The organism is Rhodococcus sp. D-46 (assembly GCF_011290655.1).
Lineage (GTDB): Bacteria > Actinomycetota > Actinomycetes > Mycobacteriales > Mycobacteriaceae > Rhodococcus_F > Rhodococcus_F qingshengii.
In genome coordinates, this window is sequence record NZ_JAANTF010000002.1 from 93,530 (window position 1) to 111,022 (window position 17,493).

Consider the following 17,493-nt stretch of genomic DNA (forward strand, 5'->3'; position numbering starts at 1 on the left):
GATCAGCCGGCGGTGACGAGCACCTGCTCGTCGCTGTCGGCTGCTTCGAGTTCACGAACCAGCGGAAGCACCTTGGCCCCGAAGTATTCGATCTCCTCCTGGAAATGCAGGAATCCGCCGAGAATCAGATCGACACCGCGACGGCGATATTCGACGATCCGATGCGCGATTTGTTCCGGCGTGCCGATCAGTTGTGAGCGGAAACCGTCGTTGTACTGAACCAAGTCCTCGAACGTCGAATCCGCCCACATCCCGTCCTTGGACGCGGTCGATGCGCCGGCCTGTTGGACTGCATTCTTGAATCCCTCGACCGCAGGGCGGTTGGCCTTGGCGATGATCTCGCGCAGTGTGTCCTTTGCTTCCGCCTCGGTGTCGCGGGCGATGATGAATCCGTTGAGCCCGAACTTGACCTCCCGATCGTTCTCACGAGCAACACGGCGAACGTCGACCAACTGTTCGGTGACGCCGTCGTAGTCCTTGCCGTTACTGAAGTACCAATCCGAATACCGGCCTGCGTTCTCACGGGCTGCCGCCGAGTTACCACCTTGGAACAGTTCGGGATTGGGGCGCTCCGGAGTGTTGAGAGGCTTCGGCTTCAACGTGAAGTCGTGGATGCGGTAGAAGTCGCCGCGGAAATCGACGTCGTCCTCCGTCCAGATCTTCCGAAGAACCTGAAGGAACTCGGCGCTACGCCGATAACGCTCGTCGTGCTCGAGCCACGGCTCGCCTAGATGTGTGAACTCGTCCTTGAACCAACCACTGACGACGTTGACGGCAAAACGACCGTTCGACAAGTGATCGGCGGTAGCGCCCAGTTTCGCCAACACGGCCGGCTGCCAGAGTCCCGGATGCACCGCGGCGATCACCTTGAGCTTCTCGGTGGCCAGGAGAAGCGCAAGGCTGAAGCTCGTGGATTCGTGCTGGAATTCGGCCCCGTAGCTCGCCTCGTAACGTACCTGGCTCAGGGCGTACTCGAAGCCGTTGTTCTCGGCGGTCTGTGCCAGCTTCTTGTTGTACTCGTAGTCCCAGCTGGTCCGCTGCTCGATGTCGGAGGTGACCAGACCACCACTGACATTGGGCACCCAGTAGGCGAACTTGATCTCGTCGGCGATACGTTCAGTAGACATGAAACCCAGCAAACATGCAGTTCCCAGTGGTTTCCAGGGTAGCGATCACACAGGTTGTAAGTGTTGGGTGGGTGCTGCGACTGTGAAACGGTGGCAGCATGACTGCTGTGGACATTCAGGAGATCGCGCACCGCATCACCAGCGAGGACGAGGCGCTCTCGGTGGCGTCACAGCTGTCCGACGAGTTCGCGGCAGGTGCCGGAGTCCGCGATGCGCAGCGCCTCCTTCCCCACGACGAGGTTCGCACCCTGGCGCGGTCCGGCTTGCTCGGACTCTCGGTGCCGAAGGAGTTCGGTGGCATCGACGCAAGCACCGAGACGTTGGCCGAGGTCTTCCGCCTACTCGCCGAGGGCGATCCCAGCATCGCGCAGATTCCGCACAGCCACTTCACTTTCCTGGAAGCGCTCCGGTACCAGGGGTCTAACGAGCAGAAGCAGTTCTTCTACGCCGAAGCATTGTCGGGTAAGCAGTTCGCCAACGCCCAGAGCGAGCGCGGCAACAAGACCATCGACATCGACGGCACCACTCTCACCCCCGACGGGAAAGACTTTGTGCTCGAAGGTCGAAAATTCTATTGCACCGGAGCGCTTTTCGCAGATTGGATCGTGGTGCGTGCCGCCAATGCGGATCAATTCACCGAGACCGGCGCACAGGTGAAATCCGCGGTCTACCTACCCCGGAATACCCCCGGACTGTCGATCGTCGACGACTGGGACGGCATGGGACAGAAGACAACTGCAAGCGGAACTGTGACCCTGGAATCCGTTTCGGTGCCGCGGTTCAATGTCGTACCATTCACGTCGCTCTTCACTCACCCGACCACCTACGGAGCACAGGCCCAGATCCTGCACGCCGCGATCGACACCGGCATCGCGTCGGCTGCACTGCGTGAATCCGTGAAACTCGCGGCAAAGGCGCGTCCCTTCTTCGAGGCGAAAGTCGATACAGCGGTGGAGGATCCACTGCTCGTTCAACTCGCCGGCGAAGCGGCAATCGAGGTTCGCGCTGCCAGATCCCTCTTGGCGGAAGCAGCGCGATCGATCGACGTGGCGCGTCGTGATCCCACCGAGGACTCCACGGCCCGAGCATCCATCGACGCTGCAACCGCCAAAGTGGTCGGCGCCAGGGCGTCATTGGCGGCCACGAGCACTTTGTTCGAGATCGGTGGCACCAGAAGCGCGGGCGAATCGGCGAACCTCTCCCGATTCTGGCGTGACGCGCGCACGCACACCCTGCACGATCCGACGAGGTGGAAGGTCCAGCACATCGGCCGGTGGACACTGTCCGGGACAATCCCACCGCGGCACGGACTGCTGTGAACACACTCAGTCGGAGTTCATATATCCGCTGATCAAGACTTCCAGTCCTTCCAAGTAGCTCTCAGTCGTCGTCCCTCCCGGCCAGTCCTCGAGCACCTCACTGAGCACCGGCAGTTTCTCGGGCCCGATTTCTCGGATCTTGACCGCGAGAGGTGACACGCTGCCTTCCGGTCGCGTAGTGGTGTCGTAGATGTTGAGCAATGCGCCGAGTGTGTAGTTCCACAGCGCTCGATAGATCAACAGTGCGCGACGAGGTGACATACCGAGTTCGACACACGCGGCCATCGCCCGATCGACCAAGACCACAGCGCCGCTCCCACCACGGCCACCGCGCTGAAGCAACTCGATGATCCAGCGCTCCGACGCCAGCTTTTCGAAGATCGCGGTGAAGATCGTGCGAAGCCGTTCGACCTGATCCTGCGGCAGGACCAGCGCGCCGAGATCTTGTGAGTACACATCGAGCACCGCGCTGATCAGCTGTTCCTTGTCGCCCACGTGCCGGTACAGCGCCATCGGCGTGGTGCCGAGCGACTTCGCCAACGCGCGCATGCTCAACGCGTCGGCGCCGCCGGTCTGAAGCTGCCGTTTCGCCTCGTCGACTATCTGCTCCGACGTGATCGTCGGGGGACGTCCGAGCCGCGGTGATCTCGGTTCCATCTTTTCGGCCATCCGTCGATTGTGCGCGCCCCTGCTACGACGCTCTCGCCCGGGGAACCCCTTGCATCTCAGTCGCCAGCAAGGTAAACCTAACTACTTATGAGAACGCGTATACAAATTAGGTACCTGCAATGACAACAACAACTCGAGCGGTAGCCGCACCGGCTCTGGTCCTCACAGCCGCCGCGGCAGCGCAGTTCCTGGTGGCCTTCGACATGTCGGTCATCAACGTCGCGCTGCCAGACATCCAGGAATCGCTGAACTTTTCCGACGCCGGGTTGTCCTGGGTCGTCAACGCGTACGCCCTCGCCTTCGGCGGACTGCTGCTTCTCGGCGGTCGTCTGTGCGACGTGATGGGCACTCGTCGAGTTCTGGTTTCCGGGCTTCTGCTGTTCGCCCTCGTCAGCATCGTCGGCACCTTCTCCGTGTCCGCCGAAATGCTTGTCGGAGCTCGGGCGCTTCAAGGCGTCGGCGCTGCACTGATCGCGCCGGCCGGGCTCGCCGCACTCAGTCAGGCCTTTCCCACCGGACGCGCCAGGGCAAAGGCATTCGGCATCGGCGCAATGTCGTCAGCACTCGGCGGCGCACTCGGTGTCGTCCTGAGCGGCATTTTGACCGAAGGGCTCAGTTGGCGATGGGTGATGTTCGCCGGCGCACCAGTGGCCCTGATCGCCGCAGTTGCCGGTGCCCGTGGCCTGCCGGCCGGCCAAGCCGCCAGAGGCGGCTCCCTCGATCTCCCCGGAGCCATCTTGGCGACGGCCGGAATCACCGCCCTTGTCGGCACAGTGATCGCCACGGAATCACATTCCTGGACTTCGGGTTACGTGCTGGGTGGATTCGCGCTCACGATCGCGCTGCTCACTGCTTTCGTTGTGGCCGAAAGCCGCTGCGCCACACCACTGGTACGACTGTCCACCCTGCTTCGACCCCGAATCGGACTGGCCAACGCCATCATGTGCCTGGTGTGCGCGGCACAGTTCAGCGCGTTCTTCTTCGTCTCACTCTTCCTGCAACGCGGGCTGGGCTATTCACCGACCACCACCGGTCTGGCTTTCCTGCCCTTCTGCTTCGGCCTGGTGGTCGGCATCCTCGCGTCCACCAAACTCCTTCCGCGCTACGGAGTTCGACCGCTGCTCGTAGTCGGAACAGCAGTCGCCGCAATCGGAACTTTCATGTTTTCGACCATGAACCTCGACAGTCCCTTCTGGGCCGTCATCCTGGTGCCTTCGCTTCTGGCGAGCATCGGCATCGGTCTGTCGTTCATGCCGCTCAGTAACGTCGCCACCGCCGACGCTCCCCCCGAAGAAGTCGGCATGGCATCCGGGCTACTGAGTACATCGCGTCAGATCGGCGGTTCACTCGGACTAGCCGTTCTCGTGAGCGTCGCCGCTTCCTCGACGGCACGTTCGGACAGCGCGCCGACCGAAGCACTGGTTTCCGGATACTCCCAAGCCCTCTTCGTCTGCTCCGGCCTACTGCTGGCCGGTACCCTCCTGTCCTTCTTCTTCCCACGAATGGATCGTTGACCTCAGATGTTCACCACCCGAACCGCATTCGGCATCGTCTCGGCGCTTCTCCTGACCGTCGCCGGCGCAAGCGCGTGAAGCAGCTCCGCCGAGTCCGACACCGCCTCTGCAACTCGCTCCGTCACCCACGAACTCGGCACCGTCGAAGTTCCGGCCTCACCGCAGCGCATTCTCGCGCTCGACGAGTACGCGGGGTTGAGTGCACTCGCACTCGGCGTGAAGCCCACCGTCGTCTACAGCACCCTGCGATCGGACGTCGCCAAGTCGATTCTGCGCGAGCAGGGCGTCGAAGTTCTCGACAAGCCGACTTTCTTCGCCAACCCCGCCGTCGAGGAGATCGCGTCCGTCGAACCCGACGAGATCTTGATGAGCAATGCCGGTCCACTACCGAGCCTGTTCGCGCAGATCAATTCCGTGGCGCCAACCTTGGTCCTCCCGTACTCGGCGCCGTGGCGTGATGTGCTCGAACAAGCTGGGGCACAGCTCGATCGAGGCAGCGAAGCTATCGCCATGATCGGAAAGCTGGAATCCGGCCTCGAAGGCGTCAAGTCCGCGGCTGCCGGCCAGAGCCTTGCGATCCTTCTCGGCTACAGCGGAAACCTGTTCACCGTGCCACCGACCACTCCCATCTCCACACTGGTCACCGAGGCCGGATTCACCAGGCCGGCATCGGAAGTCAACGCGACCAACAATCAAGACACCGGCACGATTTCCCCCGTCTCGCCGGAACTCCTACCCGAGCATGCGGCGCAGACCGTCGCCGTACTTTCCGGGCAGCAGTACGACGCATCCATCGTGCGAAACACTCCACTGTTCGACAACCTGACACCCGATCCGGCGCACGCTCTGGACGTCAGCGGTGATCTCTGGTTCGGCAGCCATCCTTTTGCCATCTACTGGATCATCCAGGATCTGGACGGCATCGCACATGGCAAGGGGCAGAACAGTATCGGAACCCTCGACAGCGCCGACGCGCGATGGGCGGCATTCAGCGCGCTCTGACGTCCTGACGGAAGGTCAGCGGAGAAACACCCACCCGGGTGGCGAAGAACTTCGTGAAGTTCGCAGAATCGTCGAACCCCAACTTCGACGCCACCTGGGTGACCGTGTCCGTGCCGAAAGACAGCAGACGTTTCGCTTCGAGAACCACACGCTGATCGATGTACTGCTTTGCCGTCATCCCGGCAGCGGCTCGGGTGGCCCGCAGCACAGTCTTCTCGGAGTACCCGATCTTGTTGGCGTACTCCGAAACCGAACGGACCGTGGCGAAGTCACGTTCGACAACGGCATGAAACCTTTCGAACACGTCATTGTGCGCCAGCACGGAACTCTGTTCCTGTCCACCGAGATGGGTCAGTTTCAACAGAATTGCTGTCAGCGTGTGCCGCAGAATGGCCGCGCGAACGACCGGCGCGGAAGTATCCGGGCAGCCGTAGTTCAGGTTCAGGTGTTTCATACCCGTGCTGATGGTCTCGAGGTTCTCGCCGGACAACTGCCACGCTGCCTGCCGACTGCGAGCGTTCCCGTCCAACAACTGCTGACTGACGGCATCGAGCGACGAGGGCGTGAACAGAACAACCGTCGCCTCGAAATCCTGGATTCGCCCCCACTGTTGCACCTGCCCCGGTCTGACCCAGAACACGGTCCCCGGGCTCACCGCGTAGTTCACGAAGTCGATGGTGTGTAGCGCCGAGCCCTCGGTCACCAGAGCGAGCAAGTGAAATTGCGGACGTTGGGGGCCGACGAACTCTGCGCTTCCCCCGTTGATGCGAATGGTGTCCAGGCTGAGTACTTCGATCTCGGTCGCATCTGCCACCGACGATGCGTACCCGACGTCCCGGACGGGTACTTGTCTGTTTTTCACTAGTTCGGGACTCATCTTCACCGTGACCGAATACCCGAATGCGACATACCGTCAGGGTATCAATCAGTTCACGCTCGGATAGGAATCTTCCAGTGCAGACATCACGCTCGGAAACAGCAGGCAAGACGCAACTCACCTACGTCTTCGACGCCTATTGCGGGTGGTGTTTCGGCTTCGGCCCTGCGTTGACGGAGTTCGTCCGTCAAAATGCCGATTCCGTCGACTTGTCCGTGGTCAGCGGCGGACTGTTCACCGGTGAGCGCGTCGCGCCCATGTCTTCGGCTCCGTACCTGAAATCAGCCAACGCCACCATCGCCGCCCAGACCGGCGCTGTCTTCGGTGACGGATATTCACAACTGGTGACTGATGGGCGGTTCGTCATGGATTCGACGGATGCAGCGATCGGACTCGCCGCACTGCGCGCGCAAGATCCGACACGCGCCCTCGACATCGCGGAGGCCATGCAGATCGCGTTCTACCGAGACGGTCGCAGCCTTTCCGATCCCGAGACGTACCGATCCATCGCGGAATCCCTCCAACTCGACCCATCTGCCGCGGTGTCTTCCCTGTTCACCGCCGCCTCGAAGGATGCCGCCCGCGCTGATTTCGTCCGAGCACGCAGGCTCGGCGCCACTTCGTTTCCGACGCTGTTGTTCCACGGGAGCGACGGGTCCGTCGTGAAATTCGGTTCTCCGACCAGTACCGCGGCCGATCTCACCCGCGACCTGAACACGTGTGTGCGGGCGTATGCGGTGGCTTGACCCACCCACCTTGCGAGCGAAAGGTACGCCCGGCGCCTTCAGTACGCCGAACGTAACCTTTCGCTCAGCGTGACTTGACCCAAATCACTTCGGCCCCCCTTCTGGTTTGATGAACACCGAACGAATCGCACCAAAGGGGAAACGACAGTGGTTTCAGATCCGATCACGGGCCTGGAGATGGAACTTGCCGACATGTGGCAACGAGGACGCGCCCAGGCGCGCACCTATGCGCGCGCAATTCATCCCAAACTCGATCCGGCGCTCTACCCGGTTCTGGTCATCCTGAACCGTTCGGATGCGGTGCGGATGTCCGACCTGATCTGCACCCTCGATATCGAGAAGTCCACCTTGACCAGGCAAATCGACGCCGCAGCTCGACTCGGCCTGGTGGAACGAATCCCCGATCCCGACGACGCTCGCGCCAAGTTGGTAGCTCTGACCCCTGAGGCGCGAACGAAGCTCACGACCATCCGCAATCACCAGATAGATCGCTGGCGCGCCCGACTCGCGAAATGGGATACGGACGACATCACCACGCTGACAGCGCTGCTTCACCGACTGGGCAGTTCCGAGGACTGACGACAAAGTAATCGTGATGGGCAGCCCACTCGAACAGCCGGACGATTTACGCCGTCACGACAATTCTGCAGCAGCACGCAGAATCAACTGGGTGACCTCGTGCGGGTGGGACGCCAAGGATGCATGGCCTGCGTCGAGTTCCTCGATCTCGCGGGCACCGATACGCTCTGCCATCCATCGCTCGGTTTCCGGCGGAATCATTCGGTCCTGCCCTGAAACCTGATACCAACTGGGCTTCCCACGCCATGCCGGCGGCCCTGACGGGTCCGAGAAGCACTGACCCGCAATGGGTTTCTGCGTCAGCGCCATGACCAATGCTTCGGTGTCGTCGAGATCCTGACTGAAACTCTCCTGAAACTTGTCCGGGGCGATCCACAAGAAGCCCTCGGCGTCCGGCGCGATGTTCGCCGCGCCCGCCGGCTGATCCGTGCGGGCGAAGATACTTCCCAGGCTGTCACCCTCGTCCGGCGCAAAGGCAGCGATATATACCAGTCCCACAACGTTTTCCGCATGACCCGCGCCTGTGATCACCGCGCCGCCGTACGAGTGTCCGACCAGCAAGGTCGGGCCGTCCATCGATTCGGCCAACTTCCTGGTCCGGTCCACGTCGTCGGCGAGCGAAGTAAGTGGATTCTGGACCGCAACCACTCGATGCCCGGCGTTGTGCAGGGTGGGTATGACGTGACGCCAATGAGAACCGTCTCCCCAGGCTCCATGCACCAGAACGATGTTTACCTTCTCTGCCATGACCAACTCCTCCAGATACGCAGTGCGACGAATAATCCGACGATCGGCAAGCCTTCGAAACCCAGACCTTGCCTGTTACCCACGTTAAGGGGATCCTGGATCAATAACCATGACCAGATTGCCAAGTTTTTGTGCAGAAACGCCGAATGCTCGAGACCATCGGAGTGATCGATCCATGAGGACAACATCATCACAGCGGTACGTACCCACCACCGACGAGACTCGAACCCGGGACACCCTCTCGCACGTTCTCGAAGTCGTCCACCTTCGCGGTGATCAGATTCATCGCTGCGTCCACGGCGAGAACTTCACCGTGGAGGTACCCACTGGGGTGCGAGCACTTCACATTGCCGAGCACGGTGACATCGTGATCAGAACGCAGGGCAAAGCCCCGATCGAACTCGGCCCCGGGGAACTCGTACTGTTACCCCATGGGCATGCTCATACGATCGAGAATGCGATGCCGATGCACCCGAAAAACGAAACATGTTGGCTTTTCGGCACTTTCACACTCGACGACGTCGCAGCGCAGCGACTGCTGTCCGTTCTGCCGGACTTCGTCGAACTGCGCGCGACACAAGGAACCCCGGTCGAGTGGCTCGAGGTGAGCAGCCGACTGTTGGGCGCCGAGGTGGACGATCCGAAACCTGGTTCCTCCGTGATGGTTTCCCGGATTCTCGACCTTCTCTTCGTCCAGATCCTCAGAGCGTGGGCTCGAGCGGACGGATCGAACGGCGGATGGTTGACCGCAGCAATGGATCCACGAATCGGGCAGGCCCTCGAGGCCGTCCACAACGACCCGTCACGCAACTGGACCATCGACGAACTGGCGACGCTGTCCACCCTGTCGAGATCGTCTTTTGCGGAGCGCTTCTCGCGACTGGTCGGCCAGACGCCCGGCGCTTACATCACCGAGCGCCGACTCGACCGTGCCGCCGAACTACTCGTGCAAACCACCGAGCCGGTCGGAACCATTGCGATAACTGTCGGCTACGAATCCGATGCCGCGTTCAGCCGCGCCTTCCGTCGACGATTCGACGCCTCGCCGTTGAACTGGCGAAAGTCCAACTCCCACAATCACTGACGTCAGGTTGCAGCGATTACGCCTGCGACCGGGATCCGGCCGAGAACTGCAACGCGGAAGTCCACCATCGCGCGCTCCACGTGATTGGCGCTCGAGACCACAACCACGCCGGTCGCGCCTCGATCGGCGAGAATCCGCGCAGAGTTGATCGCATTCTCGACTGTCGACCACGAAGTTCCCTCTTCGGTGATCCGGCCCGGGTTGACGCCGTTGGCAACGAGCCATTCGCGCATCGCCCTGGCTTCCGTTACTCCGGCCTTCGGAGCCCCACCGCTTGTGATGATCGGAGACTGCGGGTACTGACGGGCCAGCTGGAGCGCCGCCTGAAGCCGGTCGACCAACATCGGACGCATCGTGCCGTCGTCGAAGAGGCCGGCACCCAAGACGACGATGTTCGTGCCCACGGGGTTGAGGTCGAGCAGCACGGGCGACTGGCGTGTCAGCGTCTCAGCACTCGTGCACGCGAGAATGAGAGACCGCACCGGTGTTTGGCAGCCGCCCACCGTCGACAGGATGCCGTTGACGACCGTCGTCGGAGTGATGTCGGCACTCGCTGTCGCCGGCGACAATCCCACTCCGGCTGCAGCGATTACCGAAGCAGCAATCAATCCCTTCGTCAGAGACCTACGAACATTTGCCATGTAGCCGAACCCCCAGATTGTCGATTGTCCAGCCCACGGTAACGAACATTTCGTCGCGATTGCATCATTTGACTCAAATTTACTGTTCACTGACCGTCACACAGATTAAACATAAATATTGGGCAACAATTCGGGTTCGAAACCGTCATCTACCAGCATCTCGAATCGACGCGCCTGCCGCGTTACCGATCTGAGCTGCAGCATCCCCGAGCAGGTCGGCGACACTGAACGGCAACAATTCGTTGTTGCAGATCACGATGTTGCATCCGGGTGTTCCTGCTCGCCCCGTCCCGACCATCGTGTCGAAGATCAATTCGGGGTTCGCGAAGCCGACGAGCTGTGACGGATCGTCGATGAGCGGACCACCCGACCCATGCACGGGAGGCCCGACGTACGGCGGCGGTGGAACGTCCACGATCGAAGCGACGACAAGCCGCAAGAACTCCTGGAGATAGAGATCCCGAGGCGCGTTCTGCCACACCGGATGCGAAACATACTTGCTCACCGGCGCATTCACGGAGTAGAAGTCCTCGCCCGCGTTCACCCAGGTCAAGAAGCCGTACCCCCATTGGACGGAGAGGGCGCGGACAACTCGTCGAGGTAGGCGGAGTCGATCAACGTCTGATCACGCCACGCGCCTCGTTGCACCATCAGCTGACCCAGTCTGGCCATGTCTCCCGGCCGGATTGCCAATCCGAGAATCAGACACGTTCACAGAGAACCACAGACGCATCACGTTTGGGAAGAGTCCGCCTCCATGCCGAGCGCGCGACGCGCTCCCAGCGCCATGGTGACCTGTACAAGATCTTTCGGTGACGACAGGTCAAGTCCCGTCAGGGAACTCGCTTTACGCAGGCGGTACACGACCGTGTTCGGGTGTACGTGCAACTGCCGAGCGGTGGTAGCTCGATCGAATCCGGAGTCGATGAAAGATTCGAGCGTCTCGAGCACGGCAGGATCGGACTCCAACGGCGACAACACATCTGCGAGGATCGGCAGCGCAGCGCTCGGGCGGGTCAGTTGATACTCGACTGCAAGATCCTCGAGACGCACGACCCCACTTGTACGGCCGTACTTTCGGGCAACGTTCAGCACCTCGCGCGCCTGCGACACCGCTGCGGGAATTGCCGGCGGTGCCGCGACATGTACGGCGGCAACCGTCGATGCACCGATGACCTTCTCGAGATCACCCAATCGTCGACACAATGAAAGATACTGCGGACTCGACGCCCAGTTCCCCTCAGCGGGTTCCGATTCCACAATAGGAATCAGTACGGCTCCGCCACTGCTCCCGAGCACCCCGAGCGCTTTGTCACGCCCCACCTGATCAAGCTCTCGTTGCAGGTGGCGCACCTTTCTCCGCTCGGCGACGGCAGTGTCCACCTCGGTCGAGGACTCGTCGTCATTCCGTTCGACGTGCAGCGCCACCACCCAGTACAGGCGCGCCAACCTGATGCCCACATCGTCGGAGACCCGATCAACATCGACACCCGTCGAAAGTGCTACGAACAATGACCTTCGCGCAGAATCCTCGTCCGTCTGGGTGGCGTGGTCGGAACCGTAGCCGGCAAGAACCGCCGACGCGGAGGCCGCGGTGTATGCATTCAAGAGTCGTCCGGTGCGGGCAAGTGCGACACCGTCTTCCGGGACCGCCCATTCGCTGATGGTCTCCCACCACAGCCCGGCAGCCAGGTGATATGCCCGCAGCACCTCACCGAGCGGAACCAATTCCTGAGCCCGTTGGCGAGCCGATTCGCTGATGTCGGCGAGCAACTCGGGCGCCAGATCGGCGCCGGTCCGCAGCATCGAAATGAACAGTTCCAGATTGCGCCTCACGATGGTGGTGACGTCGTTACGTAATGCCTCGTCAGGGAGCAACCGGTAGAAGGTGACGTCGCGGTGGACCAGATCGACTGTCTCAATGACCAGTGGATGGGTGCGTTGCGCCAGTCGGTCGGCCAGAGATCTGCCACCAACCAGGATCGGCTCGAACGGCAGATCTTTGTTTCCTGACACAAAACCCTCCACAGAATTGAATTGCCACCACAAGGCCGACCTGCCTTTTTCCTATCACTATGTAACCCACGCCACTCACGAATTCACAATCAGCGGCGTAACTGGAAGTCCCACCTTCGACCAAGAGGAGCCTCGAGTGACGTGGAAAACGCGCAGCGCAGCCATTCTGGCAGGCGTCGTGGCTGCCGGTTCGATCGCGGCTCTCGGGACCGGTGTGTCGAGTGCCGAGACACCGGTCAGCACTATCCAGTACGTCGCACTCGGCGATTCCGCGGCGGCCGGCCCACTGGTCACCGCGCAGGACTCGTCGTCACCGGGCTGTCTACGATCACTCGACAACTACCCGTCCGTGGTGGCGCGAGAACTCGGCGCTGAACTCACGGATATGACCTGCTCGTCGGCGCGATCCGCCAACGTCACGGACACCGCACAATCGACGTTCTCCGGTCAAGTATCACCGCAGGCAACAGCATTGGGGCCTGATACCGACCTCGTCACCATCACCATCGGTGCCAACGACATCTCGTTGTTCCCGACAGTTCTGAGCTGCGTCAATCCACTCCCCGAACCCGCCGGAACGTCCTGCCGTGACAAGTTCACCTCCGGTGGCGTCGATCAACAGCGACAGATGATCGAAAATGCGTCCACAGGTTGGAGTTCCATGATCGAAGTCGCGCAGGATCGAGCACGGTCGGCGCGCATCGTCGTGGTCGGATACGGCACATACATCCGTGGTGGCGGCTGCCCCGACACTCAGCCGTTCTGGCCGCGCGACGCCGACTATCTCCAGAGTGTGATCGACTACGGCAACACGGTCATGGCAGCAACTGCGGCCCGTCACGGCGTCGAGTACATCGACATCACCGAAACCACTGCCGGGCATGACATCTGCACGGACCCTGCCACTGCTTACTACACGGGAATCGTCCCTACCCAGCCGGCGGTTCCACTGCATCCCACTGCGGCCGGGATGCAGGCGATCGGGAAAACGGTCGCCGACGCTCTGTCCTGAGCTTCTCCCCCAGCACAATTCATTCAGCACTCGCGAAAAGGGTGGAACAATCATGTCAATTCAACGAGACGCTCCGCCGCTGCCGTCCGTCGACGGCGCCCCTGTCGGAACACGCGACAAACTTCTCGGCGGCACACTCGTCGCACTGTTTCTCGCAAACATGCTCAACTTCTTCGACCGGGCGATCCCCTCGGTCGTTGCCGAGCCGATCAAGAACGAGTTTTCGCTCAGTGACTTGCAATTGGGATTGATCACCTCTGCATTCACCCTCGTCTACGCAGTCGCAGGACTGCCTCTGGGCCGGTTGGCCGACACGAAGAACCGTCCCAAGATCATCGGGATCGGACTCCTGGTGTGGAGCGGACTGACGGCAGCAACCGGTGCCGCCGGCAGCTACGTGCTGTTCATTCTCGCGCGTCTCGGCGTCGGTGTGGGCGAAGCGACCTTCACACCCGCAGCAAACTCGATGATCGGCGATATCTACCCGGCGGAACGACGCTCACGCGCACTTGGTGTCTTCATGCTCGGTTTGCCGATTGGCCTCATGCTCGCCTACTTCACCGTCGGCAAGATCGCCGAGGCATTCGACAGCTGGCGTGCACCGTTCTTCCTCGCGGCGATTCCCGGTGTCCTGCTTGCAGTCGTGCTCTACCGCATGGCAGATCCGGTTCGTGGTGGTTCCGAAAGTCCGGAGGCCCGCGCAGCCGCTGTTTCACAGGCACCGATCACCCGCCCGATCCGTCGCCTGCTCGCAATTCCCACGCTTCGTTGGCTCATCCTTGCCGGGCTGACGTTCAACTTCGCCGCCTACGCAGTGAATTCGTTTGTCGTCCCACTGCTCATGCGCCAGTACCACCTGAAGCTGACTGCGGCGGCATCGGTCACGGGCATCATCGTCGGAATCACGGGCCTGATCGGATTGCTTCTCGGCGCTCGCTACGCGGACAAGGCCAGCGCACGCTCACCGCGCGCACGGTTGATGATCGGTGTCGGAACCTCGGCATTGGCGGCACCTTTGACGGCGCTGGCACTGTTGCAACACGGCGGAAACGTCGTGATGTTCACGCTCTTGTTCTCGGCCGGGTGGCTTCTGGCCTACGGCTTCTACATCAGCGTCTACCCTGCCATTCACGACGTCGTGGTTCCCAGGCTCCGCGGCACTGCGACGGCGCTGTTCTTCGCTGCCATGTACCTTCTCGGCGGATTCTCCGGACCGGTTGCCGTTGGAGCGATCTCGGACTGGTTCGCCAAGCGTGCGCTTGCAGATGCCGGTACCGGGAAGTTGGCTCAGTACGCCGGCGACGGGTTGAACTCGGCCATGTATCTCGTGCCGATCATGTTGGCACTCACCGCGGTATTCATCTACCTGGCTACCCGCACTGTAGGCAAGGACTCCGCGCGCATGCAAGCGGAGCTGAGCCAGGCCTGACCGACAAGTTCACGGGCGGTGGCGGGACCCTGAGGCCCCGCCACCGCCGAGTTCAGTTGACCGTAATCGCCAGAGTCGACAACATGGACCGCAACATGTCCGGCAAGCGAGCGATCATTCGCTGCTCGGTTATCCGAACGGAGACGGGCGCGGCCAGCGTCGCTCGCCACAGTTCCGGTTGATTCTTCATCAGGTTGTTGTAGACCGGGAGCAACTGATCGTTGATGTAGGTCCAACGACCATCCCGGTCCGCCCAGTTGAAGTCCGGAAGCGGCGTTTGCACAACAGCATTGCCCACCGCGAACGCGAGCGGGTTCGACTCGCGTGGCGGCACGACGCCAGGCATCGACGGTGATGCGGCGAAGGTGGTCAGGTAGGTCAACGAGCGACCAACGCTGCCGCGGTAGGCCTTCGCCTCGTCCCACTGATCACCCACCGACTGGTACTGCTCCCTTCGCAGCAGACGCACATTGCCGTCGAAGACCGATTCCGGTGTCCCCGAAGCAATGTTGTTCCACGCGATACGGGCGTTCTCGTCGAGCAGCCCTGCGCGATCGAGTTCGGCGATGCCGTCGACACCGTCGTGAACCCACGCCATGTGCATGGGAATCAGGTCCGAGAAGATGTGTTTGCTCATCGCAATCACTTTCCCCTGGAACCACATCACGTCCTCGGGGCGAATCTCGTGGCCGACCTCGAGAAGTGCCGCAATGTCCTCGGGTGCTCCCATCGACGATGCAACCGGCGACCCGATGCGGTCGATCTCTCGCCAGACCAGTGCCATCGCCTCGCTGATCGCTTGGACTTCCAGCACAACCCGCCCGTAGTCCAAGTCGAGGAGTCCACCGGCGAAAGCGGGCCCGACCATTCCTCCCATACCTGCCCACTGCAGCTCTCGATGCTCGAGCTGGAGTCGCTCGTAGAACTGGAAAGTGTTGGTGAGGTTTCCGAGATTCGCGTGCACACCGTCGAACGGAGTCCACGAAGCGAGATCGATACCTGCCGACTCCGTCCCGACCGCGAGCCAGTACTGCTTGAGCAGTGTCTGATAGCGATGCGGATCCACTCCCGAGGCTCGGGCGGTATCCACCAAAGACCGCAGCGTCGCGGAATCCGATGGCAGAGAAGGATGCAGGCCGCCCGTGGCTTCGGCGTTTGCGTTCACTGCTTCCAGGTCGAGGTACCTGTCGAGCTCACCAGTACCCGCGGACGCCCTGCCTCCCAGTACGACGGCACCGCCGATACCTGCCGAAGCAACGAGAACCGTGCGCGCAAAATCCCTGCGCGTCAGAGACTTCCGCAAGCTCATCGTCCCTCGGCTTCGTCGAACGTCTTTGCCAGCCAGGCGATGTCCTGCATACCCAGCTGATCGGTCACCGTCTTGTACAGGTTGGTCACGTAATCGAGCGGCCCGCACTGCGACGGGAGCAGGTCCACGTTGCCGCCGTCTGCTCGATATGTCTGCGCCAATTGCTCTGCCTCACTGAAGGGAACGAGAAAGTCGTCCTCACAGGAAGAAATCAGAAGCTTGGAAGCCGGCGCCTGCTTTCCCAACGTGTTGTCCGCATACGCCGCGGCCAGCGCAGGGATCGTTCGGGGCGAAGGGTTGGCGAGTAGGACGTCGAACGGAACGAATGGGAGTCCGAGGTAGAGCGCCTGGCAGGACGCGCGGAAGGCTGCGGCGACGTTGTGACCGATCGGAGTCAGATGGTCGTCGAGCCGAACGTCGGGGTAGCCCGCGTCGAATCCGAGAATGCTCGAGAAGACGAATCCGGAACCGATCCCACCGGCCGCTGTTTCCTCGAACGTTGCGGGGTCGATCATCATCGCCTGAATGGCACTGGCCTGGACGTTCAGTTCCGGCGCATAATCATGGGCTTGTTCCGCGGCAAAGCCCGCTGCGACACCGCCTCCGGCGACACCGTAGATGCCGACAGGGGTGTCTGATTCGAGGCCGCCTTCCGGAAGCGCGAGTGCTGCCCGAACGCCGTCGAGCGTTGCCTTCCCTGAGAACTGTCCGATCGAGAACGGATGGGGAGCAGTGTCGCCGTCGTTGCCGACGTCGCTCATCATCACTGCCCAGCCGTGGCCGAACATCTGAGCCACCGGGCCGAGCGCCGAGAACATCGCCGGGTCGCTCTGATTGCCGCCGGTCCACTGGTGACTTGGTGCGCAGTTCGCGCCGAGGCTGTCGTTCGCCTCGGCGTATCCGATGATCTTGCGATCACCTGGCGCAGTTCCGTCCTCGGGAATCATCAGAATTCCGGTGCTGATCACCTGCCGACCGAAGTGATCAGTGGTGGTGTACATGAGTTGGTGAGCCGAGACCACGTCGGGACGGACCTGGTAGACCTGCACGCTGACCGGACGCGCTTTGAGAAGTGTGCCGGGGGCGGTACCCGGCTCGATTTCAGGTTCGTCGAACCACGGATCATCGGACGAGAGCCCGAGTGGAGTCAATTCGGTGGAAATGTCAGCGCCTTGGAGTGCCTTCACGACCAACGGGTTGAACACGTCGGCCAGGTCGACGGTCTCCTGCGCACCAGCCGGCGACCCCACCGCAAACAAGGCCACTGCCAGGGCCGATGCCGTTCCGGCGCGCCATGACCACCGTCGCCACGTCGAGTCAAACATCGTTCACGAGTTCCTTACTTTCGGGTAATGAGCACCCCTACACTCCCATTCACCTGCATTAACAGACAAGTCGGGCACCCATCCGTTGGCCGAAAAC

The 17,493-nt window shown here is 61.6% G+C and carries 19 protein-coding genes; 8 read left to right on the forward strand and 11 right to left on the reverse strand.

All coding sequences use genetic code 11. The features are described from left to right. Positions 1-2: 2 nt before the first annotated feature. Entirely contained in the window at positions 3-1,127 is a 1,125-nt protein-coding gene (gene sfnG, locus G9U53_RS05120) for a dimethylsulfone monooxygenase SfnG (protein ID WP_007730790.1), read from the reverse strand. Between the two features lie 98 nt (positions 1,128-1,225). On the opposite strand from sfnG, the gene G9U53_RS05125 reads away from it, so the two are divergent. Next, complete coding sequence (locus G9U53_RS05125; RefSeq protein WP_081558542.1) at positions 1,226-2,446, forward strand: SfnB family sulfur acquisition oxidoreductase; 1,221 nt, start codon at positions 1,226-1,228, stop codon at positions 2,444-2,446. Between the two features lie 6 nt (positions 2,447-2,452). Here G9U53_RS05125 and G9U53_RS05130 read toward each other — a convergent pair whose 3' ends face one another. Beyond that, positions 2,453-3,115: a TetR/AcrR family transcriptional regulator gene (locus G9U53_RS05130; RefSeq protein WP_007730788.1), complete on the reverse strand. Its 663-nt coding sequence runs from the start codon at positions 3,113-3,115 to the stop codon at positions 2,453-2,455. A 119-nt stretch (positions 3,116-3,234) separates the two neighbouring features. Between G9U53_RS05130 and G9U53_RS05135 the strand changes: the two genes are divergently transcribed. After that, positions 3,235-4,629: an MFS transporter gene (locus G9U53_RS05135; RefSeq protein ID WP_165638397.1), complete on the forward strand. Its 1,395-nt coding sequence runs from the start codon at positions 3,235-3,237 to the stop codon at positions 4,627-4,629. A 2-nt stretch (positions 4,630-4,631) separates the two neighbouring features. Here the strand turns inward: G9U53_RS05135 and G9U53_RS33865 are convergent, their stop codons facing one another. Continuing rightward, on the reverse strand, positions 4,632-4,754 hold the full coding sequence (locus tag G9U53_RS33865; RefSeq protein WP_278251714.1) for a hypothetical protein: 123 nt from the start codon (positions 4,752-4,754) through the stop codon (positions 4,632-4,634). Between the two features lie 70 nt (positions 4,755-4,824). Between G9U53_RS33865 and G9U53_RS05140 the strand changes: the two genes are divergently transcribed. Further along, entirely contained in the window at positions 4,825-5,631 is an 807-nt protein-coding gene (locus G9U53_RS05140; RefSeq protein ID WP_242692428.1) for an ABC transporter substrate-binding protein, read from the forward strand. Here the strand turns inward: G9U53_RS05140 and G9U53_RS05145 are convergent. After that, positions 5,618-6,445, reverse strand: a complete 828-nt coding sequence (locus G9U53_RS05145; RefSeq protein WP_030536057.1) for an AraC family transcriptional regulator — start codon at positions 6,443-6,445, stop codon at positions 5,618-5,620. The two genes, G9U53_RS05140 and G9U53_RS05145, sit on opposite strands and share 14 nt — an antisense overlap. Before the next feature lie 140 nt (positions 6,446-6,585). Between G9U53_RS05145 and G9U53_RS05150 the strand changes: the two genes are divergently transcribed. Together G9U53_RS05150 and G9U53_RS05155 are read left to right on the forward strand one after the other, a co-directional pair. Further along, a complete protein-coding gene (locus G9U53_RS05150; protein WP_165638398.1) occupies positions 6,586-7,254 on the forward strand; it encodes a DsbA family protein in 669 nt (222 codons plus the stop codon). A gap of 147 nt (positions 7,255-7,401) precedes the next feature. Further along, positions 7,402-7,833, forward strand: coding sequence for a MarR family transcriptional regulator (locus G9U53_RS05155; RefSeq protein WP_003942924.1), 432 nt, complete (start codon positions 7,402-7,404; stop codon positions 7,831-7,833). A 54-nt stretch (positions 7,834-7,887) separates the two neighbouring features. Here G9U53_RS05155 and G9U53_RS05160 read toward each other — a convergent pair whose 3' ends face one another. Both G9U53_RS05160 and G9U53_RS34145 read right to left on the reverse strand, forming a co-directional pair. Beyond that, positions 7,888-8,580, reverse strand: coding sequence for an alpha/beta hydrolase (locus tag G9U53_RS05160; RefSeq protein WP_047269408.1), 693 nt, complete (start codon positions 8,578-8,580; stop codon positions 7,888-7,890). 190 nt (positions 8,581-8,770) lie between these two features. Then, the gene (locus G9U53_RS34145) at positions 8,771-8,938 is read right to left on the reverse strand and encodes a hypothetical protein (protein ID WP_225320434.1); all 168 of its coding nucleotides are present in this window, start codon (positions 8,936-8,938) and stop codon (positions 8,771-8,773) included. Here G9U53_RS34145 and G9U53_RS05165 point away from each other — a divergent pair. Next, positions 8,861-9,664, forward strand: coding sequence for an AraC family transcriptional regulator (locus G9U53_RS05165; protein ID WP_231917452.1), 804 nt, complete (start codon positions 8,861-8,863; stop codon positions 9,662-9,664). The two genes, G9U53_RS34145 and G9U53_RS05165, sit on opposite strands and share 78 nt — an antisense overlap. A 2-nt stretch (positions 9,665-9,666) precedes the next feature. On the opposite strand, the gene G9U53_RS05170 is transcribed toward G9U53_RS05165, so the two are convergent. The 3 genes from G9U53_RS05170 to G9U53_RS05180 form a co-directional block, all read right to left on the reverse strand. Continuing rightward, positions 9,667-10,395, reverse strand: a complete 729-nt coding sequence (locus G9U53_RS05170; RefSeq protein ID WP_030536059.1) for a YdcF family protein — start codon at positions 10,393-10,395, stop codon at positions 9,667-9,669. Between the two features lie 55 nt (positions 10,396-10,450). After that, a complete protein-coding gene (locus tag G9U53_RS05175) occupies positions 10,451-10,858 on the reverse strand; it encodes a hypothetical protein (protein ID WP_144245833.1) in 408 nt (135 codons plus the stop codon). A gap of 179 nt (positions 10,859-11,037) precedes the next feature. Then, positions 11,038-12,321, reverse strand: a complete 1,284-nt coding sequence (locus tag G9U53_RS05180; RefSeq protein WP_054826048.1) for a PucR family transcriptional regulator — start codon at positions 12,319-12,321, stop codon at positions 11,038-11,040. A gap of 136 nt (positions 12,322-12,457) precedes the next feature. On the opposite strand from G9U53_RS05180, the gene G9U53_RS05185 reads away from it, so the two are divergent. Then, on the forward strand, positions 12,458-13,333 hold the full coding sequence (locus tag G9U53_RS05185) for an SGNH/GDSL hydrolase family protein (RefSeq protein WP_058038332.1): 876 nt from the start codon (positions 12,458-12,460) through the stop codon (positions 13,331-13,333). A gap of 52 nt (positions 13,334-13,385) precedes the next feature. Then, the gene (locus G9U53_RS05190) at positions 13,386-14,762 is read left to right on the forward strand and encodes an MFS transporter (RefSeq protein ID WP_003942962.1); all 1,377 of its coding nucleotides are present in this window, start codon (positions 13,386-13,388) and stop codon (positions 14,760-14,762) included. Positions 14,763-14,814: 52 nt separating this feature from the next. On the opposite strand, the gene G9U53_RS05195 is transcribed toward G9U53_RS05190, so the two are convergent. Together G9U53_RS05195 and G9U53_RS05200 are read right to left on the reverse strand one after the other, a co-directional pair. After that, positions 14,815-16,071, reverse strand: coding sequence for a Tat pathway signal protein (locus G9U53_RS05195; protein ID WP_165638399.1), 1,257 nt, complete (start codon positions 16,069-16,071; stop codon positions 14,815-14,817). After that, positions 16,068-17,396 carry a lipase family protein gene (locus G9U53_RS05200; RefSeq protein ID WP_058038333.1) on the reverse strand — a complete coding sequence of 443 codons (1,329 nt, stop codon included), beginning with the start codon at positions 17,394-17,396 and terminating at the stop codon, positions 16,068-16,070. The genes G9U53_RS05195 and G9U53_RS05200 overlap by 4 nt, the downstream gene beginning before the upstream one ends. Between the last annotated feature and the right edge of the window lie 97 nt (positions 17,397-17,493).

Excerpts from the sequence above, each read along its gene's own strand:
- sfnG (WP_007730790.1), bottom strand. The coding sequence starts at position 1,127 with ATGTCTACTGAACGTATCGCCGACGAGATCAAGTTCGCCTACTGGGTG.
- G9U53_RS05135 (WP_165638397.1), top strand. The coding sequence starts at position 3,235 with ATGACAACAACAACTCGAGCGGTAGCCGCACCGGCTCTGGTCCTCACA.
- G9U53_RS05195 (WP_165638399.1), bottom strand. The coding sequence starts at position 16,071 with ATGAGCTTGCGGAAGTCTCTGACGCGCAGGGATTTTGCGCGCACGGTT.
- G9U53_RS05130 (WP_007730788.1), bottom strand. The coding sequence starts at position 3,115 with ATGGCCGAAAAGATGGAACCGAGATCACCGCGGCTCGGACGTCCCCCG.
- G9U53_RS05160 (WP_047269408.1), bottom strand. The coding sequence starts at position 8,580 with ATGGCAGAGAAGGTAAACATCGTTCTGGTGCATGGAGCCTGGGGAGAC.
- G9U53_RS05190 (WP_003942962.1), top strand. The coding sequence starts at position 13,386 with ATGTCAATTCAACGAGACGCTCCGCCGCTGCCGTCCGTCGACGGCGCC.
- G9U53_RS05125 (WP_081558542.1), top strand. The coding sequence starts at position 1,226 with ATGACTGCTGTGGACATTCAGGAGATCGCGCACCGCATCACCAGCGAG.
- G9U53_RS05200 (WP_058038333.1), bottom strand. The coding sequence starts at position 17,396 with ATGTTTGACTCGACGTGGCGACGGTGGTCATGGCGCGCCGGAACGGCA.